The organism is Salmonella sp. SAL00653, from assembly GCF_046552515.1.
Taxonomy (GTDB): Bacteria; Pseudomonadota; Gammaproteobacteria; order Enterobacterales; family Enterobacteriaceae; genus Salmonella; species Salmonella enterica.
In genome coordinates this window covers 1-22,275 of the sequence record NZ_JBGDTY010000021.1, presented here as the reverse complement: position 1 = coordinate 22,275, position 22,275 = coordinate 1, and the positions used below count along the sequence as shown (strand labels likewise).

24 protein-coding genes are annotated in these 22,275 nt (G+C 55.0%); 23 read left to right on the top strand and 1 reads right to left on the bottom strand.

The genetic code is table 11. The features are described from left to right. Positions 1-101 precede the first annotated feature (101 nt). The 10 genes from ACLJRU_RS20735 to ACLJRU_RS20690 all read left to right on the top strand — a co-directional run bounded on the left by ACLJRU_RS20735 (position 102) and on the right by ACLJRU_RS20690 (position 8,816). Positions 102-605 carry a hypothetical protein gene (locus tag ACLJRU_RS20735; protein ID WP_023234883.1) on the top strand — a complete coding sequence of 168 codons (504 nt, stop codon included), beginning with the start codon at positions 102-104 and terminating at the stop codon, positions 603-605. 258 nt (positions 606-863) lie between these two features. Continuing rightward, entirely contained in the window at positions 864-1,409 is a 546-nt protein-coding gene (locus ACLJRU_RS20730) for a terminase small subunit (protein ID WP_001102154.1), read from the top strand. Beyond that, positions 1,381-3,312, top strand: coding sequence for a phage terminase large subunit family protein (locus ACLJRU_RS20725; RefSeq protein ID WP_001539769.1), 1,932 nt, complete (start codon positions 1,381-1,383; stop codon positions 3,310-3,312). The genes ACLJRU_RS20730 and ACLJRU_RS20725 overlap by 29 nt, the downstream gene beginning before the upstream one ends. Beyond that, a complete protein-coding gene (locus tag ACLJRU_RS20720; protein WP_000201415.1) occupies positions 3,296-3,499 on the top strand; it encodes a phage head-tail joining protein in 204 nt (67 codons plus the stop codon). Before ACLJRU_RS20725 ends, ACLJRU_RS20720 begins: the two co-directional genes overlap by 17 nt. Next, positions 3,496-5,076, top strand: a complete 1,581-nt coding sequence (locus ACLJRU_RS20715) for a phage portal protein (protein WP_000831820.1) — start codon at positions 3,496-3,498, stop codon at positions 5,074-5,076. Before ACLJRU_RS20720 ends, ACLJRU_RS20715 begins: the two co-directional genes overlap by 4 nt. Continuing rightward, positions 5,066-6,562 carry a S49 family peptidase gene (locus ACLJRU_RS20710; protein ID WP_006669512.1) on the top strand — a complete coding sequence of 499 codons (1,497 nt, stop codon included), beginning with the start codon at positions 5,066-5,068 and terminating at the stop codon, positions 6,560-6,562. Before ACLJRU_RS20715 ends, ACLJRU_RS20710 begins: the two co-directional genes overlap by 11 nt. A gap of 12 nt (positions 6,563-6,574) precedes the next feature. Beyond that, positions 6,575-6,922 (top strand): head decoration protein, encoded by a 348-nt coding sequence (locus ACLJRU_RS20705; RefSeq protein WP_001539777.1) that lies wholly within the window; start codon positions 6,575-6,577, stop codon positions 6,920-6,922. 54 nt (positions 6,923-6,976) lie between these two features. Continuing rightward, positions 6,977-8,005 (top strand): major capsid protein, encoded by a 1,029-nt coding sequence (locus ACLJRU_RS20700; RefSeq protein ID WP_000522566.1) that lies wholly within the window; start codon positions 6,977-6,979, stop codon positions 8,003-8,005. A 57-nt stretch (positions 8,006-8,062) separates the two neighbouring features. Further along, the gene (locus tag ACLJRU_RS20695; protein ID WP_001539780.1) at positions 8,063-8,422 is read left to right on the top strand and encodes a DNA-packaging protein FI; all 360 of its coding nucleotides are present in this window, start codon (positions 8,063-8,065) and stop codon (positions 8,420-8,422) included. Positions 8,423-8,432: 10 nt separating this feature from the next. Beyond that, entirely contained in the window at positions 8,433-8,816 is a 384-nt protein-coding gene (locus ACLJRU_RS20690) for a head-tail joining protein (protein WP_001539781.1), read from the top strand. Between the two features lie 32 nt (positions 8,817-8,848). Here ACLJRU_RS20690 and ACLJRU_RS20685 read toward each other — a convergent pair whose 3' ends face one another. Beyond that, the gene (locus ACLJRU_RS20685; RefSeq protein ID WP_001539782.1) at positions 8,849-9,979 is read right to left on the bottom strand and encodes an RNA-guided endonuclease InsQ/TnpB family protein; all 1,131 of its coding nucleotides are present in this window, start codon (positions 9,977-9,979) and stop codon (positions 8,849-8,851) included. 105 nt (positions 9,980-10,084) lie between these two features. Between ACLJRU_RS20685 and ACLJRU_RS20680 the strand changes: the two genes are divergently transcribed. The 13 genes from ACLJRU_RS20680 to ACLJRU_RS20620 form a co-directional block, all read left to right on the top strand. Beyond that, positions 10,085-10,663 carry a phage tail protein gene (locus ACLJRU_RS20680; RefSeq protein WP_000677089.1) on the top strand — a complete coding sequence of 193 codons (579 nt, stop codon included), beginning with the start codon at positions 10,085-10,087 and terminating at the stop codon, positions 10,661-10,663. After that, positions 10,660-11,061, top strand: coding sequence for a phage minor tail U family protein (locus tag ACLJRU_RS20675; protein ID WP_000033885.1), 402 nt, complete (start codon positions 10,660-10,662; stop codon positions 11,059-11,061). Before ACLJRU_RS20680 ends, ACLJRU_RS20675 begins: the two co-directional genes overlap by 4 nt. A 7-nt stretch (positions 11,062-11,068) precedes the next feature. Next, positions 11,069-11,815 carry a phage tail tube protein gene (locus ACLJRU_RS20670; protein ID WP_000971954.1) on the top strand — a complete coding sequence of 249 codons (747 nt, stop codon included), beginning with the start codon at positions 11,069-11,071 and terminating at the stop codon, positions 11,813-11,815. Positions 11,816-11,865: 50 nt separating this feature from the next. Continuing rightward, on the top strand, positions 11,866-12,261 hold the full coding sequence (gene gpG / locus ACLJRU_RS20665) for a phage tail assembly chaperone G (protein ID WP_000479607.1): 396 nt from the start codon (positions 11,866-11,868) through the stop codon (positions 12,259-12,261). Then, complete coding sequence (locus ACLJRU_RS20660; protein ID WP_077905885.1) at positions 12,258-12,596, top strand: phage tail assembly protein T; 339 nt, start codon at positions 12,258-12,260, stop codon at positions 12,594-12,596. The genes gpG and ACLJRU_RS20660 overlap by 4 nt, the downstream gene beginning before the upstream one ends. Beyond that, on the top strand, positions 12,568-15,609 hold the full coding sequence (locus ACLJRU_RS20655; protein ID WP_001539789.1) for a phage tail tape measure protein: 3,042 nt from the start codon (positions 12,568-12,570) through the stop codon (positions 15,607-15,609). Before ACLJRU_RS20660 ends, ACLJRU_RS20655 begins: the two co-directional genes overlap by 29 nt. A 2-nt stretch (positions 15,610-15,611) precedes the next feature. Then, complete coding sequence (locus ACLJRU_RS20650; RefSeq protein ID WP_000447370.1) at positions 15,612-15,941, top strand: phage tail protein; 330 nt, start codon at positions 15,612-15,614, stop codon at positions 15,939-15,941. 9 nt (positions 15,942-15,950) lie between these two features. Further along, entirely contained in the window at positions 15,951-16,649 is a 699-nt protein-coding gene (locus tag ACLJRU_RS20645) for a phage minor tail protein L (protein WP_001539790.1), read from the top strand. A gap of 6 nt (positions 16,650-16,655) precedes the next feature. Continuing rightward, a complete protein-coding gene (locus ACLJRU_RS20640; protein WP_000662740.1) occupies positions 16,656-17,393 on the top strand; it encodes a C40 family peptidase in 738 nt (245 codons plus the stop codon). Beyond that, positions 17,291-17,938 carry a tail assembly protein gene (locus ACLJRU_RS20635; protein ID WP_023236538.1) on the top strand — a complete coding sequence of 216 codons (648 nt, stop codon included), beginning with the start codon at positions 17,291-17,293 and terminating at the stop codon, positions 17,936-17,938. The genes ACLJRU_RS20640 and ACLJRU_RS20635 overlap by 103 nt, the downstream gene beginning before the upstream one ends. A 62-nt stretch (positions 17,939-18,000) precedes the next feature. Next, positions 18,001-21,363 (top strand): host specificity protein J, encoded by a 3,363-nt coding sequence (locus tag ACLJRU_RS20630; RefSeq protein WP_023234884.1) that lies wholly within the window; start codon positions 18,001-18,003, stop codon positions 21,361-21,363. A gap of 38 nt (positions 21,364-21,401) precedes the next feature. Then, positions 21,402-21,644: a hypothetical protein gene (locus tag ACLJRU_RS20625; RefSeq protein WP_000178849.1), complete on the top strand. Its 243-nt coding sequence runs from the start codon at positions 21,402-21,404 to the stop codon at positions 21,642-21,644. A gap of 53 nt (positions 21,645-21,697) precedes the next feature. After that, a partial coding sequence (locus ACLJRU_RS20620) for a prophage tail fiber N-terminal domain-containing protein (RefSeq protein ID WP_410957044.1) occupies positions 21,698-22,275 on the top strand: 578 nt, incomplete at its 3' end.

The window sequence follows — 22,275 nt, the reverse complement described above, 5'->3', positions numbered from 1 at the left end:
ACCTGATAACAAGGAAAATTAATGAAGGCAAAATTATTCGTACTGGCCCTGGTATGTGTGTCCCTCGCCGGTTGTACAACGCTTTATTATCGGTAATGACTATGCGCCGTATATTAGCCACCGCTGCCGCAATTTGTCTTGGCGGCTGCATTACTGTGTATGGTCCGGTTAAAACAGGAGGGCAGCAACAGCAGGACAGCCAGGCCGGGCAGCAGCCAGGGATGAGCGAACAGATATCAACCTCATTCATCGGTAACCGTAAACCGGATGAGTTGCTGAATGCCGTGGCGCTGTATTTCAGGGAGAAGGCCATCACAGCCAGTGTTAACGACCAGACCACAGGTATTATCGCCGTTACAGGGGATGACCCGGAACTGAGTTCGTTGTATCTGGACTGTTCACTGTTACCGCAGACACAAAATATCCAGGAGCATTACCGTATCGTCGCGCAGGTCTGGAGTGCCGGTGAAGGCAGTAATGTTTCGGTAATGGTGACAGGCACTGCCGGACTGGATACTGCCGACGGTAACGATAAGGTGAAGCCGGTTGAGTGTAAAAGTACCGGGATATTTGAGAAAGATTTGCTGGAACGGTTACGTAAGTAAGCATTTCAGCAGGGGCTAATCCGTGGGAGGACATCAACCTTTACGGGTCCTTTCCGGCAGTCCGGGACATTACGGGGCGGCAGCGTCGCAGGATTTCACTCCTTATGAAAATTTTCAGGGAAAAGCCAGATCCGTTCTTCTTATCGTTTATTAACTGTTTTTAAAGGTTTTTTTAGAAAAAAGAAAGGATCTGCTGAATAACGTTTTTAGTTAAAAACGAAGATCGCAGATCCTTTCCTGTTTCCGGGAGACTTTTCCATGAACGTGAACAAAAAAAAACTGGCTGAAATTTTTGGTTGTGACGTCAGAACTGTCACAGCCTGGCAAAGCCAGGGGCTGCCACTTGTTTCCGGAGGAGGAAAAGGTAACGAAGCAGTGTTCGACACCGCGGCAGCGATTTCATGGTACGCGGAGCGTGATGCGTCTATTGAAAATGAAAAGCTGCGTAAAGAGGTTGATGATTTACGTGCCGCTGCGGAATCAGAGCTTAATCCCGGCACCATCGACTATGAGCGCTACCGCCTGACAAAAGCCCAGGCGGATGCGCAGGAACTTAAAAATGCTGAGCGCGAAGGGCTGGTTCTTGAGACCGAACTGTTCACCTACATCCTGCAACGGGTGGCTCAGGAAATAGCAGGGATACTGTCAAGGATACCGCTGGTATTACAGCGCAAATATCCTGATCTGTGCCAGTCGCACATCGATGTGGTCAGAACGGAAATCGCCAGGGCGTCAGGCAGGGCCGCCACGATAGCGGATGTGGAGAAGTGGACCGATGATTTCCGGAGAGCGCAGGGCGAATAATGCCAACAGAGCCATAACTAACGGGCTGATAGCGCTTCATATTCCAGTACCGCTTACCACCGTGCAGTGGGCTGATGAGTATTACTATCTGCCAAAAGAGTCCTCCTACACCCCCGGCAAATGGGAAACGCTGCCGTTTCAGGTAGCGATAATGAACGCGATGGGGTATGAACTGATCCGTGTTGTAAACCTCATTAAGTCTGCCCGCGTGGGCTATACCAAAATGTTGCTGGGGGTAGAAGGCTATTTCATAGAGCACAAGTCGCGCAACAGCCTGTTGTTCCAGCCGACCGACTCATCCGCTGAGGATTTTATGAAATCCCACGTGGAGCCGACTATCAGGGATGTTCCTGTATTGCTGGAGCTGGCCCCCTGGTTCGGGCGTAAACATCGTGATAATACGCTCACCCTGAAACGCTTTTCTTCCGGTGTAGGGTTCTGGTGCCTCGGTGGTGCAGCAGCCAAAAACTACCGTGAAAAATCGGTGGATGTGGTCTGCTATGACGAATTGTCATCTTTTGAGCCGGATGTCGAGAAAGAAGGTTCGCCGACGCTGCTGGGGGATAAACGTATTGAAGGTTCTGTCTGGCCTAAATCCATTCGGGGCTCCACACCAAAAGTCAAAGGGTCATGCCAGATTGAAAAGGCGGCAAATGAATCGGCGCATTTTATGCGTTTTCATGTACCGTGTCCGCACTGTGGCGAAGAACAGTACCTTAAATTCGGTGATGGCAGTACGCCGTTCGGTCTGAAATGGGAGGAAAGCAAGCCGGAGACGGTGTATTACCTTTGTGAACATAATGGATGCGTGATCCGTCAATCGGAACTTGATCAGAAAGCAGGCCGCTGGATTTGCGATAACACAGGCATGTGGACACGCGATGGACTGGCTTATTTCAGCGCGTCCGGTGAGGAGGTTCCTCCGCCACGATCCATTACCTTTCATATCTGGACGGCTTACAGTCCCTTTACCACCTGGATACAGATTATTTATGACTGGCTGGATGCGCTGAAAGATCCAAATGGTGTGAAAACCTTTATAAACACCACTTTGGGCGAGCCTTATGAAGAGGCGGTGGCCGAAAAACTCAGCCATGAGCTTTTGCTGGAAAAAGTGATTCATTATGCGGCGCCGGTTCCGGAGCGGGTGGTGTATCTGACCTCTGGTATCGACTCCCAGCGTAACCGTTATGAAATGTATGTCTGGGGCTGGGCGCCGGGCGAAGAGGCTTTCCTTATTGATAAGCAAATTATCATGGGACGGCATGATGATGAAGATACCCTGCAACGTGTGGATGCCGTCATTAATAAAAAATATCGTCATGCTGACGGGACGGATATTTCCATTTCCCGTATCTGCTGGGATATCGGCGGTATCGATGCAGAAATCGTCTATAAACGCTCAAAAAAACACGGCATTTTCCGCGTGCTGCCTGTCAAAGGGGCCTCCGTTTACGGAAAACCCGTTATTACCATGCCTAAAAAACGCAACCAGAGCGGGGTATTCCTGTGCGAAATCGGTACTGATACTGCCAAAGAAATGCTTTACGCCAGAATGGGGGCGGTTACTGCGCCTGCCGACGAAGCCACGCCTTATGCGATCCGCTTTCCGGATAATCCGGATGTTTTTACGGAGGTGGAAGCGAAGCAACTGGTAGCCGAAGAGCTGGTGGAGAAACTGGTTAACGGAAAATTCCGGCTGTTATGGGATGCCAAAGGACGTCGTAACGAAGCGCTGGATTGTCTTGTCTATGCCAGTGCAGCGTTACGGGTGTCTGTGCAGCGCTGGCAACTGGATCTGGAGGCGCTGGCGACATCAAGGAAAAGCGAAGAGCAGGATACCCCGACACTTGAACAACTGGCCGCAATGCTGGCAGGAGGAGTTAATGGCAACAATCACTGAGCTACAGGAAGCCCGCGTCGCGCTGCATGACCTGATGACGGGAAAACGGGTGGCGACGGTTCAGAAAGACGGGCGACGGGTTGAATTTACCGCGACATCGGTGGGGGATCTGAAAAAATATGTCGCGGAACTTGAGGCGTCACTGTGCAATGGTCGCCGCCGGGCACCTGTGGGGGTGAGACTGTGAAGCGCACCCCGGTTCTGGTGGATGTTCACGGCACGCCGCTGCGGGAAAGTCTGGGATACACCGGCGGGGGGATCGGTTTCGGCGGACAGATGGCTGACTGGATGCCCCCGGCGGAAAGCGTGGATGCCGCGCTGCTGCCTTCGTTGCGCCTCGGCAATGCGCGGGCTGATGATCTGGTCCGTAATAATGGTATTGCAGCAAATGCGGTGGCGCTGCACAAGGATCATATTGTCGGACACCTGTTTCTTATCAGCTATCGTCCAAACTGGCGCTATCTTGGTATGCGTGAGAGCGCAGCGAAGAGTTTTGTGGATGAGGTTGAAGCTGCATGGACAGAGTATTGCGATGGTATTTTTGGCGAAATGGATGCCGAGGGGAAGCGGACTTTTACAGAGTTCATCCGTGAAGGCGTGGGCGTTCACGCCTTTAATGGTGAAATTTTTCTCCAGCCTGTCTGGGACGCTGAAACCACGCAGGTTTTCCGTACCCGGTTCAAGGCTGTCAGTCCGAAACGGGTTGACACACCGGGGTATGCCCGCGGAAACCGCCAGCTTCGCGCAGGGGTGGAAACGGACCGGAATGGAAAAGCCCTCGCCTATCATGTCTGTGATGACGACTGGCCGGTGGCTGGTGGGGAGCGCTGGACCCGTATTCCTCGTTTTCTGCCGTCCGGACGACCCGCGATGTTACATATTTTCGAGCCGGTTGAGGACGGACAGACGCGCGGTGCCAATCAGTTTTACAGTGTGATGGAGCGGCTGAAGATGCTTGATACCCTGCAGGCAACGCAGCTTCAGTCCGCGATTGTCAAAGCCATGTACGCCGCCACGATAGAAAGCGAACTCGATTCCGAGAAAGCCTTTGAATACATCACGGCGGCAGATAACAAAGATACGCCCCTTGTTAACATGCTCGCAAATTATGCCCGCTATTACAGTACCAACAGTATCAAACTGGGCGGTGTAAAAATTCCCCACCTGTACCCGGGTGATGAGCTGAATCTGCAGACTGCGCAGGATTCCGATAATGGCTTTTCAGCGCTGGAGCAGGCGCTGCTACGGTATATTGCCGCCGGGCTGGGGGTCTCTTATGAGCAGCTTTCGCGTGATTATTCTCAGGTCAGCTATTCCAGCGCCCGCGCATCTGCCAATGAGTCCTGGCGCTATTTCCTGGGGCGGCGCCGGTTCATTGCCGGACGGCTGGCGACACAAATGTTTTCCTGCTGGCTGGAGGAGGCGCTGATACGGGGAGTTATCCGGGCACCCCGGGCCAGGTTTTCCTTCTGGGAGGCCCGATCCAGCTGGAGCCGATCGGAGTGGATTGGTGCCGGACGTATGGCGATTGACGGACTCAAGGAGGTTCAGGAAGCCGTGATGCGTATTGAGGCCGGGCTGAGTACCTATGAAAAAGAGCTCGCCATTATGGGCGAGGATTACCAGGAGATATTCCGCCAGCAGGTCAGGGAATCCGAAGAACGGCGGACAGCCGGACTTTCGCGTCCGGTATGGATCACCGATACCTATCAACAACAGATCGCGGCGAGCCGTCAGACGGAGGAGGAAAAGCGTGCAACGTAATCTCCCGCACATCATCAGCCAGGCAACCAGTGCTCCGTTGCTGCTTGAACCCGCCTATGCGCGGGTTTTCTTTTGCGCGTTGGGCAGGGAGTCAGGCATTAACAGCCTGCACATTCCCGGTAATAACGAAAGTCTGGATCAGTCGGATATGGCACTGGTCACAGGCGATTTTATGGCGACCGGAAAGCCGCAGGCACGTTTTTATCAGGTAGTGAACGGTATTGCGGTATTACCCGTGACCGGAACACTGGTTCATAAACTCGGCGGAATGCGTCCCTTTTCAGGGATGACCGGCTATGACGGTGTCACTGCCCGGCTACAACAGGCGGTTTCAGATCCGGAGGTAAAAGGCATTCTGCTGGATATTGACAGTCCCGGCGGTCAGGCTGCCGGGGCGTTTGACTGTGCTGACATGATTTACCGGATGCGCGAACAGAAACCTGTCTGGGCACTGGCAAATGAAACAGCCTGTTCGGCGGCCATGTTGCTGGCGGCAGCCTGTTCGCACCGCCTTGTGACCCAGACGTCCAGAATGGGATCAATTGGTGTGGTGATGGCGCATACCAGCTACGCCGAAAAACTGAAACAGGAAGGGATCGATATCACCCTTATCTATTCTGGCGCACACAAGGCTGATCTGACGCCCAGCCAGAAATTACCGGAAAGCGTCTATGCCGACTACCAGCAGCGAATGGACGAGGCCAGAAAGATGTTTGCAGAAAAAGTGGCCCGGTACACGGGGTTGTCTGTCGATGCGGTAATGGCGACGGAGGCGGCAGTGTATGACGGGCAGGCCATTATCACTACCGGACTGGCAGATGGAATGGTGAATGCTGCTGACGCCATCGGCGTGATGGCAGAAGCTATCAACAGTAACAAGACAGGAGGCACTATGCCTGAATTAAGTGCAGCTGACGCTGTCACGCAGGAAAACCAGCGCGTAATGGGAATTCTGGGTTGCCCGGAGGCCAGGGGGCATGAGGCACTGGCACAGATGCTGGCCGGGCAGCCGGGAATGAGCGTTGCTCAGGCGAAGTCTATTCTGGCTGCCGCCGCGCCGGCGGATACGACCAGCACCGCTGACCGTATCCTTGCCCTGGAAGAAGCTGGTGGTCGGGAAACACTCGCACAGACACTGGCGGCCATGCCGGAGATGACGGTGGAACAGGCCAGAACCATTCTGGCAGCATCGCCGATCGCTGCGGCAACGTCACTTCATGATGCCGTGATGGCGCTTGATGAGGCGAAAGGCCGTGAAGAGTTGGCGGAAAAACTGGCTGTCATGCCTGGTATGACCACAGATCAGGCCCGTGACCTGCTGGCTGCCGCTCCGGACAAATCCGGTAATGCGGGGCTGAGCATGAACAACGCATTTGATGCTTTCATGCAGTCTCATTCCCCGGGCCCCATATCCGGCGGCAAAGGCCACAGTAATGATACCGAAACGACGTTGTTGATGAGTATTCCCGGTACTTCAGCCACCTGATAAGGAGACAGCATGTCATTTACCACCACTATTGAGAAACGTGCGGATAACCGCATTTTCGCCGGTAACGATCCGGCACATACCGCAACGGGAGTCAGCGGGATAACGGCGGCCACACCGATGCTGACGCCCCTGATGCTGGATGATACCACCGGGAAACTGGTGGCCTGGGACGGGCAGAAGGCCGGAACGGCGGTCGGGGTTCTGGCTCTTGCGCTGGACGGGTCGGAAAACCTGCTGACGTACTGGAAGAGCGGCACCTTTGCCACAGAATCACTGGTATGGCCGAAGAGTGTGGATGCCATTAAGCAGGCAAATGCATTCGCCGGAAGCGCCGTCAGTCACGCCGCTTTACCGTAATAAGAAGGCCGCGAAGCGGCCTTTATCGTATTTAACGTCCGGAGGACACCATTTATGGGATTGTTTACCACCCGCCAGTTGCTGGGTTATACCGAGCAGAAAGTTAAATTTAACCCACTCTTCCTGAGCCTGTTTTTTCGCCGTACTGTGACATTTCCTACCCAGGAAGTCATGCTGGACAAAATTACCGGAAAAACGCCGATTGCCGCTTATGTATCTCCGGTGGTTGGAGGGAAGGTTCTGCGTAACCGCGGTGGGGAAACGCGCGTACTGCGTCCGGGGTATGTCAAACCGAAGCATGAAGTTAACTATGCGCAGGTTGTTGAGCGTCTGCCGGGTGAAGACCCGGCCAGGCTTAACGATCCGGCCTACCGTCGTCTGCGCATTCTGACCGATAACCTGAAGCAGGAAGAGAAGGCCATCGTCCAGGTGGAGGAGATGCAGGCCGTCAGTGCGGTGCTGAACGGGAAATACACCATGCAGGGCGAGCAGTTTGACACCGTGGAGGTGGATTTTGGTCGCTCCGCCGGGAATAACATTATTCAGGCCACAGGTAAAAAATGGTCAGAGCAGGACAGGGAAACCTTTGACCCGACTTATGATCTGGATATGTACTGCGACCAGGCATCCGGTCTGATCAATATTGCCGTGATGGACGGGAAAGTCTGGCGTCTGCTGAACGGCTTTAAGCTGTTCCGTGAAAAACTGGATACACGCCGCGGTTCAAATTCTCAGCTGGAAACGGCGGTTAAGGACCTTGGGGCTGTGGTGTCGTTCAAGGGGTATTACGGAGATTTGGCCATTGTGGTGGCTAAAACATCCTATGTTGCTGATAACGGGACCGAAAAGCGTTACCTGCCTGAAGGGACTCTGGTTCTGGGAAATACGGCGGCAGAAGGTATCCGCTGCTATGGTGCCATTCAGGATTCACAGGCGCTCGCGGAGGGTATCGTTGCCGCCACCCGTTATCCCAAACACTGGCTGACGGTGGGGGACCCGGCGAATGAATATACCATGACGCAGTCTGCGCCGCTGATGGTCCTGCCGGACCCGGATGAGTTTGTCATTGTCACCGTCGGTTAAGCATCCCAAAAGGCCTGATTCAGGCCTTTATTGTTACAAATTGCGGGAGGATCTTTTATGGCAACAAAAGAAGAGAATATACAGCGTCTGCGGGAGCTTGCGACGCGGCTTGGGCGTGATCCGGATGTGTCCGGGAGCGCCGCTGAACTCAGCCAGCGTGTCATGGAATGGGAAGAGGAAGCGGAGGCGGAGCGTTTGTCTGTTGTGGAAAATGACAGTGATGAACCCATAGTGCCGCCCGGGATCGGGCAAAGATCCGAACGGGTACTTATCAGGGCGCTTCGTACACTACACATCTGCGCTATCGATCCGGACAGTAACCGGGAACTGGATATGGTTATGGCGGGAAACCCGGCGCGTATTTCGCAACACGATGTGGACGAGCTGATTGCTGCAGGACTTATTATTGAACTGTAAGGGTGGCGATATGTCGCAGTCCGAAAACCTGTTTGATACCGCGATTTCTCAGGCTGATGATGCCATCCTCCGGGTGATGGGAACGGTAGCAACAATAACCTCCGGCGTTCTGGCAGGGGCCACGCTTACGGGCGTATTTGACGATCCTGAAAGTGTGTCGTATGCCGCCGGAGGTGTCCGGATTGAGGTGGACAAGCCTACATTTTTTGTCAAAACATCCCTGACAGTCCATCTGAAGCGCCCGGACACACTAACCATTCTCGGTGACACCTTCTGGGTGGATCGCATCACTCCGGCTGGTGGAGACAGCAGTATTATTCTGCTGGGCAGGGGGGAGCCGCCGACGGATAACCGGCGCAGGACGGGAGGAATGTTTGACTGCTCCCCGCCCTGAAGGACGGGGATTCCCACTTCAACGAGCCGAACCTAAGCCGCTTTGAGTGATTCAGGATTTACAGGCTCTCCGTGGGCTAACACTGCCAGCCCGGCAGCTTTGATATTACGTGCCGCGTTAACGTCCCTGTCGTGGTCAGTTCCGCACTCAGGGCACTGCCATTTACGAACATCAAGAGGCATTTTTTTCATGGTGAAACCGCAACAGCTACAGCGTTTTGAGGACGGGAAAAACTGGTCAATGGCGACTACTGACCGCCCGGCCCATTCGCCTTTGTACTGGAGCTGGCGCACAAGTTCGCCCCAGCTCGCGTCTGCTATCGCTTTGGATAGCGACGGGTTGCGGAGCATGTTCTTCACTTTCAGGGATTCGACGCAAACAACTTGGTTATCGTTAATCAGTTTGCGGGATGCCTTGTGCAGGGCATCCAGTCGGCAATCAGCAATTTTCGCGTGGAGTTGGGCCACCTTTAAGCGGGCTTTGGCGCGGTTCTTTGAGCCTTTGGCCTTTTTGCTTAACCGGCGCTGGAGTAGTGCCAGGCGAGCCGCGTATTTAGCGGTATGGCGGGGATTGCCGGACCTGAATCCGGTATCGGTGACGAACAAATCTTTTAAACCAACATCAATGCCGACCATTGAAGAGGTGATCGGCAGTGATGCGGATTCAAATTCGCAAAGGCACGAAACAAAGTACCGCCCTGCGGCATCTTTGGAAATGGTGACGGTAGACGGCACGGACGGCAGCGGACGACTCCAGCGCACGTCTAAGGGGATTTTGTTCTTTGCCATGTACAGCTTGCCGTCGCGGTATTTAAACGCGCTCGCAGTGAACTCAGCCGCCTGCTTGTGCCGTTTGCTTTTGAAAGCCGGATATGCAGCCCGTCCGGCGAAGAAGTTAGCAAAGGCGGTTTGTTGGTGGCGCAAAGACTGCTGGAGGGGAACGCAGGAAACGTCGTTAAGCCAGGCAAATTCCGGCTCCTTTTTCAGCGCCGTAAGGCGAGCGTTGGCCTGTAGGTAACCGATCTTTTCCTTTCGCTCGTAGTACGCATCGGTACGCCAGCGGAGGATGGAGTTGTAGACGAAACGCACACAACCGAACGTCTGAGCTAAAAGCTCAGCCTGCTCAGTCGTGGGGTAAAACCGGTATTTATATGCGCGTTTCATAGCCTCACATAAAGAGGAAAATGTGATTATGCAAAAGACAGTTAGCCGGAAAACCGCCTCCTTTCCTCCCCGGCCTGAAGGCCGGGGTTTCCCGGAGGCATTCTGATGAAAGGGCTTGAAAATGCGATCCGGAATCTGAACAGCCTTGACCGACAGATGGTTCCCCGGGCCAGTATCTGGGCTGTGAATCGCGTGGCGCAGAAAGCTGTTTCAGTGGCAACCCGTAAGGTGGCGCGGGAGACTGTCGCCGGAGATAACCAGGTAAGAGGACTTCCGCTGAAGCTGGTTCGCCAGAGGGTGAGGTTATTTAAAGCCGGTACAGACGGTAAACGCTCTGCCCGGATACGGATTAACCGGGGAAACCTTCCCGCCATAAAGTTGGGCGCTGCACAGGTCAGGATGAGCAAACGGAGGGGCAAACTGCTGTATCGTGGAAGTGTGCTGAAAATCGGGCCATATCTGTTCCGGGATGCCTTTATTCAGCAACTGGCTAACGGACGCTGGCATGTTATGCGACGCGTTAACGGGAAAAACCGTTATCCAATTGATGTAGTGAAAATTCCTCTTTCCGGACCATTGACTCAGGCATTCGAAAGCGCCACACAAAGCTTGATTGACGAGGAAATACCGAAGCAATTGGGGTATGCCCTGAAACAACAACTGAGGCTTTATCTTTCACGATGAGCAAACACACATTAATCCGCCGGGCCGTTCTGGAAAAGCTGGAATCCGTGACTGGCGCACCTGTCACTCTTTTTGATGGACTTCCTGCTTTCGTAGAACAGGAAGATTTACCCGCAATAGCTGTCTGGCTGACAGACGCACAGTATACAGGCCTTATGACCGATGAGGATGACTGGCAGGCTACTCTCCATACGGCAGTTTTTCTGAGGGCTCAGGCTCCTGATACAGAGCTTGATATCTGGATGGAAGAAAAAATCTTTCCTGCGCTGGAAGAGGTTAGTGGTCTGGAGCGCCTTATCGATACCATGACCCCGCTGGGTTATGACTACCAGCGTGACAGCGAAATGGCAACGTGGGGGATGGCAGAAATTACTTACCGGATCACCTATACCAACTGAGGAGGATATGATGGGAACACCAAACCCACTGGTAAAAACGAAAGGCGCCGGAACCACATTCTGGCTGTATACCGGCAGCGGCGATGCGTTTAAAAATCCACTGGCTGATGATGACTGGCTGCGACTGGCAGGTATTAAGGATCTGCAGCCCGGAGAAATGAGTGCAGATGCGGAAGACGATGACTATCTTGATGATGAAAATGCCGACTGGAAAAGCACTACGCAGGGGCAGAAAAGCGTCGGTGACACCACGGCCACGCTGGCCTGGAAACCCGGTGAGACCGGACAGAAAAAACTGGTTGAGCTGTTTGACACCGGCGAAGTTCGCGCCTTCCGTATCAGGTATCCTAACGGGACGGTTGATGTGTTCCGCGGCTGGCTGAGTTCACTGGGTAAAACCGTGACGTCCAAAGAGGTGATGACACGCAGCGTAAAAATCACCGGCGTCGGGCGTCCTTCTCTTGCGGAGGAGGATACACCTGACGTAGTCAGCGTATCCGGAGTGACTGTTGCGCCGGCCAGTGCCACGGTGGCTGCCGGAGCCACCACCACGCTGACATTTACGGTAAAACCTGATAACGCGTCAGATAAAACGCTGCAGGTTGCGACCGCCGATCCGCTGATCGCCACCGTCACGCTGAAGGATAATGTGGCCACGGTTAAAGGCGTGAAGGCGGGCAGCGTGAATATTGTTGGCATCAGCAGTGACGGCAGTCTTGTCGCGGTGGCAGCAGTGACAGTGACGGCGTCATAACCCTCTCTTATCAGTCCGCCCCGGTTCCGGGGCTTCTATGGAAAATCATCATGTTTCTCAATACAGACACCTTTAACTACGGTGGGCATTCCATCGTGCTCAGTGAGCTTTCTGCCCTGCAACGTGTGGATTATCTGAAGTTTATTCAGCAGCGGACGGCAGACTATGACGCACAGCCTGAAACCCTGACGGAAGCAGAGCGTCAGACAGAATTTATGCAGATGGGGGTGGATATTAATGCATGGCTGGTATCCCGCTCCCTGTGTGAGAGCAAAAAAGAGGAGGAGGCCCGCGCTCTGTATGAGTCCGTCAGACTGGAATGGTCTTATGAGGCGCTGGGACGTGGCGCTGATATGGTTCTTTCCCTGAGTGGTATGCGTCTTCCGGCATCGCAGGAAGACGACAGCGGGAGTGAAAAGGACACGACCACGCCGGAAAAGTCCTGAACCGGGAGCTGGCGTTTGTGATGCGGCTCGCGCGTGAGTTCCGGCGACCAGACTGGCGGCAGATGCTGGCGGAAATGAGTGCGACAGAGCTGGGTGAGTGGGCGGAGCATTTCGTGAAGAACAGCTTCAGTGACATGTTGCTGGATGCGGAGTTTGCAACGCTGAAATCGCTGATTTCCGGACTGGTTACAGGCACGCATCACGATGCAGAAATGTTCAGCCTGATCACTGATCCTGAGTCGTTGCACGAAAAAACGGATGATGAACTGATGATCCTGGGCGAAGGTATTACCGGAGGTGTCCGCTATGGACCAGATAGCGAACCTGGTCATTGATTTAAGTATCGACAGCGCAGAGTTCCGAAACGAAGTTCCGCGCATTAAAAAATTGCTGAACGATGCGGCTGGTGACTCAGAACGTTCAGCGGCCCGGATGCAGCGTTTTCTGGATAAGCAGACGGAGGCGACGCGCCGGACGTCCGCCGGTCTGGAGCAGGTGACTGCCAGCAGTACCGCGTACAGTTCCGCTGTGGAGAAAAGCGCAGCGGCCAGTACGCGTCTGGCGGCGGATGTGGATCAGACGCGACAGCGGGTGGAGGCACTGGGAAGGAAACTGCGTGAGGAACAGGCGCAGTCAGCGGCTGTGGCGGCAGCACAGGACAGGACAAGTGCTGCTTTTTACCGCCAGATTGACAGTGTAAAACAGTTAAGCGGTGGTCTGCAGGAGCTGCAGCGTATCCAGGCGCAGGTACGACAGGCGAAAGGACGCGGAGATATCTCACAGGGCGATTATCTGGCGCTGGTGTCTGAAACCGCCAGGAAGACCCGTGAGCTTACCGATGCCGAAGCGCTGGCCACGCAGAAAAAAGCACAGTTTATACGCCGCCTGAAAGAGCAGACGACGGTACAGGGCCTCTCCCGTACCGAGCTGCTGCGGGTGAAGGCGGCTGAACTGGGTGTCAGCAGCGCCGCAGATATTTATATCCGTAAACTGGAGCGTACCGGAACTGCCACCCATACGCTAGGACTGAAAAGCGCTGCTGCCCGTCGTGAACTGGGCGTGCTGGCTGGTGAGCTGGCCCGTGGGAATTTCGGGGCACTGCGGGGAAGTGGTATCACGCTCGCTAACCGCGCCGGGTGGATCGAACAACTGATGTCTCCGAAGGGCATGATGCTCGGCGGGCTGGTTGGCGGCGTGGCTGCTGCTGTTTACGGGCTGGGCAAGGCCTACTATGAAGGAGCTAAAGAAAGCGAGACGTTCAATAAACAGCTTATTCTGACCGGGAGTTATGCCGGAAAAAACACAGGCCAGCTTAATGCGATGGCGAAGTCGCTCGCCGGAAATGGCGTCACGCAGCACGATGCTGCAGGCGTGCTGGCACAGGTGGTCGGTAGCGGAGCGTTTACCGGGCAGGCAGTGGCAATGGTATCCCGTACCGCGACCAGAATGCAGGAAAACGTGGGACAATCAGTGGATGAAACCATCCGCCAGTTTAAACGCCTGCGGGATGATCCGGTGAATGCGGCGAAAGAACTGGACAGGACACTGCATTTTCTGACAGCCACCCAGCTTGAACAAATCAGGGTACTGGGCGAGCAGGGAAGAGTGGCTGATGCCGCGAAAATTGCCATGTCCGCGTATTCGGAAGAAATGAATAAGCGGATGGGGGACGTACACGACAATCTGGGTTGGATTGAAAGAGCATGGAATGCTGTCGGTGATGCGGCGAAGTGGGCATGGGATCGGATGCTGGATATCGGGCGGGAAGACACGCTCGATGAAAAGATCGCGACACTGCAGGAAAAAATCGCGCGCGACAGAAAAACGCCCTGGACGGTGTCTTCCTCCCAGACTGAATACGATCAGCAGCAACTGAACGAACTTCAGGAACAGAAACGCCAGAAGGACCTGCTGGATGCGAAGGCGCAGGCAGAGCGTAATTATCAGGAAACGCAGAAACGTCGGAACGAGCAGAACGCCGCGCTGAACCGGGATAATGAAACTGAATCCCTGCGGCACCAACGGGAGGTGGCGCGCATTACCGCCATGCAGTATGCCGATGCTGCTGTACGCAATGCCGCACTGGAGCGCGAAAATGAACGTCATAAAAAGGCGTTGTCACAACAGGCGAAAAAGCCAAAGACTTACCACAACGACGAGGCCAGGCGACTGCTTTTGCAGTACAGCCAGCAACAGGCGCAGACTGAAGGGCAGATTGCCGCCGCGAAGCTTTCCACGACCGAAAAAATGACGGAAGCGCATAAGCAGCTTTTGTCATTTCAGCAGCGCATCGCTGATTTGTCCGGTAAAAAACTGACGGCGGATGAACAAAGCGTACTGGCACATAAGGATGAAATTGCGCTTGCGCTACAGAAGCTGGATATCTCACAACAGGATTTGCAACACCAGAATGCCCTTAATGAACTGAAGAAAAAGACGCTCACATTAACCAGCCAGCTCGCTGACGAAGAATCCCGCGTCAGGCAGCAGCACGCAATGGCGCTGGCCACAATGGGTATGGGCGATCAGCAACGAGGTCGGTACGAAGAGCGTCTGAAAATTCAGCAGCGCTACCAGGAACAACTGGAGCAGCTTAAGCGCGACAGTAAGGCAAAGGGGACATACGGTTCTGACGAATATCGTCAGGCTGAGCAGGCGCTGAAGGGCAGTCTCAATCGCCGGCTGGCTGAGTGGGCGGATTACAATTCGAAAGTGGACGCTGCGCAGGGAGACTGGACTCTGGGGGCGTCGCGTGCGCTGGATAACTTTATGGCGCAGGGCAGCAACGTGGCGGGCGCAACGGAGCAAATGTTCACATCGGCATTCAACAGTATGGGCAACGGGCTGGCGACGTTCGTTACCACTGGAAAACTAAACTTTAAATCTTTCACCGCATCCATCGTGTCAGATCTGGCAAAAATTTCAGCACGTATGGCAATGATGCAGGCTGTAAAGGGAATCGGATCTGCTCTGGGATTTGGTGTGACAGCCAATGCGACTGGTGGAGTTTATCAGTCTTCTGAACTGAGCCGATACAGCGGCAGCATTGTTAATCGCCCGACATTTTTTGCTTTTGCCAAAGGTGCCGGGGTGATGGGCGAGGCAGGACCGGAGGCAATATTACCACTTCGTCGTGGTGCAGACGGTAAGCTGGGTGTCGTGGCAGCCGGTTCAGGAGGGATGGCGATGTTTGCGCCTGAGTACAACATTGAAATCCACAACGACGCCGGCAACGGACAGATTGGTCCGCAGGCATTACAGGCCGTATATAACATTGGAAAAAAAGCCGCCATTGATTTCTGGCAACAGCAGTCGCGTGACGGGGGTATTGCTGGAGGAGGGCGATAACAATGGAAACATTTAACTGGAAGATCCGCCCTGATATGACAGTGGAATCAGAACCAAAAGTCACCTCCATAAAACTGGGTGACGGGTATGAACAACGGCGTCCAGCCGGGCTGAACAACCATCTGGCGAAGTATAACGTAACGGTCCGGATTCGTAAGGGAGAACATCAGAACCTTGAGGCATTTTTATCCCGCCACGGTGGAGTGAAATCCTTTCTCTGGACACCGCCTTATACCTGGACACAAATTCGGGTGATTTGCCGCAAATGGTCGATTAGCGTTGGCTCTCTTTGGGTGACTGTGACCACGACTTTTGAACAGGTTGTTATCTGAGGAGGAGTGATGCAGGACATTTCGCAGGATACGCTGAACGAAGCCGCTAAACTGGCGCAGTCCGCCAGGATCACTTTGTGGGAAATCGATCTGACACAGTCTGGCGGTGATCGTTATTTTTTTTGTAACGAGGCGAATGAAAAGGGGGAGGCGGTTACCTGGCAGGGACGGAAATATGACGTTTATCCTGTAGACGGTTGCGGATTTGAAATGAACGGCAAAGGCGCAGCTGCGCGCCCGTCACTGAAGGTATCCAATCTTTACGGTATGGTGACCGGAATGGTGGAGGATTTGCATAGCCTGGTTGGGGCGACGGTCATCCGCAGGATAGTATATGCCCGGTTTCTCGATGCCGTGAATTTTCAAAACGGCAACCAGGATGCTGACCCGGAGCAGGAATCCGTAAGCCGATGGGTGATCGAGCAGTGCAGTGATCTGACGGCGGTAAGTGCGACATTTGTCCTGGCAACACCGACTGAAACGGACGGATGTGTCTTCCCCGGGCGAATTATGCTGGCCAATACCTGTACATGGATATACCGCTCTGACGAATGCGGTTATACGGGACCAGCTGCCGCAGATGAATTTGATAATCCTACCGCCGATCCGGCAAAAGATGCCTGCAGCCGCTGCGCCCGGGGATGCGCCCTGCGTAACAATACCGGAAACTTTGGCGGTTTCCTCTCCATTAATAAACTTTCACAGTAAATCATCATGAAAGAACAGGATATTCTGGCGCACGCCCGACGGTGTGCGCCTGCGGAGTCGTGCGGCTTCGTGGTGAGAACACAGGCGGGAGAACGGTATCTCCCCTGTGTGAATATTTCTGCCGCGCCGGAGGATTATTTCCGTATGGCGCCGGAGGACTGGCTGAGGGCTGAAACGCAGGGGGATATTGTGGCGCTGGTTCACAGCCATCCTGGCGGCCAGCCGTATCTGAGCGATGTGGATCGCAGGCTGCAGGTTCAAAGTGACCTGCCGTGGTGGCTGGTATGCGCCGGCCAGGTACATAAATTCCGCTGTGTGCCACACCTGACCGGACGACAGTTTAAACATGGGGTTTTTGACTGTTACACGCTGTTCCGTGATGCCTATCATCTGGCGGGGATTGATATGCCGGATTTTCACCGGGACGACGACTGGTGGCGGCATGGTGACAATCTCTATCTGGATAATCTGGAGACGACGGGATTTTACCGTGTCAGCGCAGCCAGTGCGCAGCCCGGCGACGTGCTGATTTGCTGCTTTGGCTCCTCCGTTCCGAACCACGCAGCGATTTACTGCGGCGACGGAGAGCTGCTGCACCATATTCCTGAACAACTGAGTAAACGTGAGAGGTATACCGACAAATGGCAACGACGCACGCACTCCATCTGGCGACACCGGGCATGGCGCGAATTTGCCTTTACGGGGATCTGCAACGATTTTGCCGCCGCGTCAGCCTGCAGGTAGCCAGTGGTGCTGAAGCTGTCCGGGCACTGGCGGTACAGTTGCCAGGTCTCCGGCAGAAACTGAACGACGGCTGGTATCAGGTACGCATAGCCGGAGACGATGTTACGGCTGATACCCTGACAACCAGCCTGCATGATCCGCTGCCGCCTGGCGCGGTGATTCATATTGTGCCGCGTCTGGCCGGGGCCAAATCTGGCGGGGTGTTTCAGGCGGTGCTTGGTGCGGCGCTGATTGCTGTTGCCTGGTGGAACCCGGCAGGCTGGCTGGGGGCGGCGGCGATATCCGGCATGTATATGACCGGGGCGTCGATGATTCTGGGTGGTGTGGCGCAGATGCTGGCACCAAAACCCAAAATGTCCGAAATGAGGCAGACCGATAACGGCAGGCAGAACACGTATTTCTCGTCGCTGGATAACATGGTTGCCAACGGTAACACGTTGCCGGTGCTGTACGGCGAGATGCAGGTGGGGTCACGCGTGATTTCCCAGGAAGTCAGTACCGCTGATGAAGGCGATGGTGGTCAGGTTGTAGTGATTGGCCGCTGACAACAGAACAGATTCAGACAGAACCGCCTCCGGGCGGTTTTGTCGTTTTATGGGGTTAATAAATGGGAAAGGGCGGCGGAAAAGGGCATACGCCCCGCGAGGCACCGGATAACCTGAAATCCACGCAGCTGCTGAGCGTCATCGATGCCATCAGCGAGGGACCGATAGAAGGCCCGGTGAACGGTCTGCAAAGTGTTCTGGTAAACCAGACGCCGGTGGTGGACCGCGACGGTAACACGAATATCCACGGCGTGAAGGTGGTATACCGCGTCGGTGAGCAGGAACAGACCCCGCTGGAGGGATTTGAATCGTCCGGCGCCGAGACGGTGCTTGGTGTACAGGTCAGACACGACAATCCGGTGACCAGGACCATCACGGCTGCAAATATTGACCGCCTGCGTTTTACGTTCGGCGTGCAGTCACTGGTGGAGGCCAACAGCAAGGGCGACCGTAATCCGACATCCGTCAGACTGCAAATCCATCTTGAGCGCTATGGTCAGTGGGTGGTGGAAAAAGAAATTACGATTACCGGGAAAACAACCACACAGTATCTGGCCTCGGTGATAGTGGATAATCTCCCTCCCCGGCCATTCGGTATCCGGATGGTACGTGTGACGGCAGACAGTACCACTGACCAGTTACAGAACAACACGGTCTGGTCGTCGTATACCGAGATTATTGATGTCCGGCAGCGCTATCCCAACACTGCCGTGATTGGCCTGCAGGTGGAGTCTGAGCAGTTCGGCAGCCAGCAGGTGACGCGAAATTACCATTTTTTCGGGCGGATTATTCAGGTGCCGTCGAATTACGATCCGGTAGCGCGAACTTACAGCGGCATCTGGGACGGCACGTTCAAGCCTGCATACAGCAATAGTCCGGCGTGGTGTCTATGGGATGTGCTGACACATCCCCGTTATGGCATGGGACAGCGAATCGGCGCGGCGGACGTGGACAGGTGGGCGCTGTATGCAATAGGCCAGTACTGCGACCAGATGGTCCCTGACGGATTCGGCGGGACAGAGCCGCGTATGACCTTTAATGCGTATCTGGCGCAGCAGCGTAAGGCGTGGGATGTGCTGACCGACTTCTGCTCCGCCATGCGTTGTATGCCGGTGTGGAACGGGCAGAGGCTGACCTTCGTGCAGGACAGGCCATCGGATACAGTCTGGACCTATACCCGCAGCAATGTGGTGATGCCGGATGAGGGTACACCGTTCCGTTACAGCTTCAGTGCGAGGAAGGACCGCCATAATGCGGTAGAGGTGAACTGGACTGACCCTGATAATGGCTGGCAGACGTCCACGGAACTGGTGGAAGACACGGTCGCCATCAGTCACTACGGACGCAATCTGGTAAAAATGGATGCGTTTGGCTGTACCAGTCGCGGGCAGGCGCACCGCGCCGGGCTGTGGCTGATAAAAACGGAGCTGCTGGAAACCCAGACGGTTGATTTTAGTGTGGGGGCGGAGGGGTTGCGCCACGTTCCTGGTGATGTGATTGAGGTTTGCGACGAAGATTATGCCGGCATCAGTCTGGGCGGGCGGATTCTGTCCGTTGACCGCGACCGTCGCATTCTGACCCTTGACAGGGCGATTACCCTGCCGTCGTCCGGCACCACGCTGATAAGCCTGGTGGATGGCGAAGGCTTGCCGGTCAGCGTGGACGTGCAGTCTGTTACCGACGGTGTGCAGGTTCAGGTCAGCAGGATACCGGACGGTGTGGCGGAATACAGCGTCTGGGGGCTGAAACTGCCGTCGCTGCGCCAGCGTCTCTTCCGGTGTGTGGCTATCCGGGAAAACGACGACGGAACGTATGCCATCACCGCCGTACAGCATGTGCCGGAAAAAGAGTCCATCGTGGACAACGGGGCATCGTTCGACCCGCAGCCCGGAACGATTCACGGCACCGTTCCCCCGGCGATACAGCATCTGACCACAGAAATTCTGGCGGAGGAGGGACAGTATCAGGTACTGGCGCGCTGGGACACACCGCGAGTCGTTAAGGGCGTCTCTTTTTCGTTGCGCCTGAACGTGGCGGCGGAAGATGGCAGTGACCGGCTGGTAAGCAGCGCAGGAACGCCGGATACGCAGTACCGGTTCCGGGGGCTGACGTCTGGGCACTACACCCTGTCCGTCAGGGCGGTGAACAGCCAGGGACAACAGGGAGACCCGGCCAGCACACAGTTCAGCATCTCCGCGCCGGCGGCACCATCATTTATCGAGCTTACCCCTGGCTATTTCCAGATTACAGCCACACCGCGTCAGGCGGTATACGACCCGACGGTGCAGTATGAGTTCTGGTTTTCAGACGCACGGATTACGGATATCCATCAGGTGGAAAACGCCACACGATATCTGGGAACAGCGCTGTACTGGATAGCGGCCAGCGTGAATATCAGGCCCGGCAGGGATTACTATTTTTATATCCGGGCGGTAAATCAGGTCGGTAAATCCGCATTCGTGGAGGCGACCGGGCAGGCCAGCAACGATGCCGCAGGCTATCTGGATTTTTTCAAAGGGCAGATAACTGAAAGTCACCTGGGTAAGGAGCTGCTGGAAAAAGTAGAACTGACGGAGGATAACGCCAGCAAACTGCAGCAGTTTTCGAAGGAGTGGCAGGACGCTAACGATAAATGGAACGCCATGTGGGGCGTCAAAATAGAGCAGACCAAAGACGGCAAATATTATGTGGCCGGACTTGGACTGAGCATGGAAGACACGCCTGACGGGAAGATAAGCCAGTTCCTGGTGGCGGCGGATCGCATTGCTTATATTAACCCGGCAAACGGAAACGAGACGCCCGGATTCGTCATGCAGGGCGACCAGATAATCATGAACGAGGTGTTTCTGAAATATCTGAGCGCGCCGACCATTACCAGTGGCGGGAATCCTCCGGCATTTTCCCTGACGCCGGATGGAAAGCTGACTGCGAAAAATGCGGATATCAGCGGGCATATTAACGCTGTGTCTGGCTCGTTTACGGGAGAAATCAATGCCACCTCCGGTAAGTTTTCTGGCGTGATAGAAGCGAGAGAGTTTGTCGGTGATATCTGCGGCTCAAAAGTCATGCAGGGCGTGAGCATCAGGGCGACGAACGACGAACGCAGCACCTCAACACGGTATACCGACAGCGCCACCTATCAGATAGGGAAAACCATCACGGTGATGGCTAACTGTGAGCGTAACGGTGGCTCCGGTGCCATCACAGTCACGATAAATATTAACGGCCAGGTGAAAACGGGGGAGGTTATGCCGTATACCGCAGGGCTTCCGGCCATGTATCAGACCGTTGTCTTTTCGGTCTACACCACTTCACCTGTCGTGGATATCAGCGTCTCTCTGAGGGTCCGTGGGCAGTACACCACGTCTGCTTCCGTCTGGCCGCTGGTGATGGTTTCCCGGTCGGGGAGCAACTTCACAAACTGACCGGATTTCCGGTCCCTTTCGTTTAACGAGGAACAAATATGACTATGTCGCGCGTAATTTCTCTGGCGGCAGGGCTTTCCCTGTCCGTTTTATTTTCCACTGCTGCCGTTGCCGATAACGGAAGAGGAAGCGGCAACAGCAATATTGAAAACCAGACCCGGATTTATACCGGCACCGACCGTGGGCAGAAACAGCACCGCGAGGCAAAGGGAAAAACAATCACGCGGAGCGTCCAGTGTTCGCTGCCGGCATATTTACGTGACCCGGATAATCAGTGCTGAGACGTGAATGAATCTGAAGCCTGCCTGCGGGCGGGCTTTTTTATGGAGGTAATATGCCAGTACTTATTTCCGGCGTACTGAAAGATGGTACGGGAACGCCGGTACAGAACTGCACCATTCAGCTGAAAGCCAGCCGGACCAGTACGACGGTGGTCGTGAATACGGTGGCATCGGAAAATCCGGATGAAGCCGGGCGTTACAGCATGGATGTGGATCAGGGGCAGTACACTGTCACACTCCTGGTGGAAGGGTATCCCCCGTCACATGCCGGAGTTATTACGGTCTACGATGATTCAAAGCCGGGCACCCTGAATGATTTTCTGGGGGCCATGACGGAAGACGACGTCCGCCCGGAGGCGCTGCGGCGTTTTGAAGCGATGGTGGAGGAAGTTGCCCGCCAGGCATCGGAGGCGTCGCGGAATGCCACTACCGCAGGGCAGGCATCTGAACAGGCGCAGACATCAGCAGGTCAGGCAGCGGAAAGCGCCACGGCAGCAGCTAGTGCAGCCGGAGCGGCAGACGCATCAGCCACACAGGCGGCCTCATCCGCAGCGTCTGCGGAGAGCAGCGCAGGTACGGCGACCACAAAAGCCGGGGAGGCATCAGCCAGCGCGGCGTCGGCTGACACAGC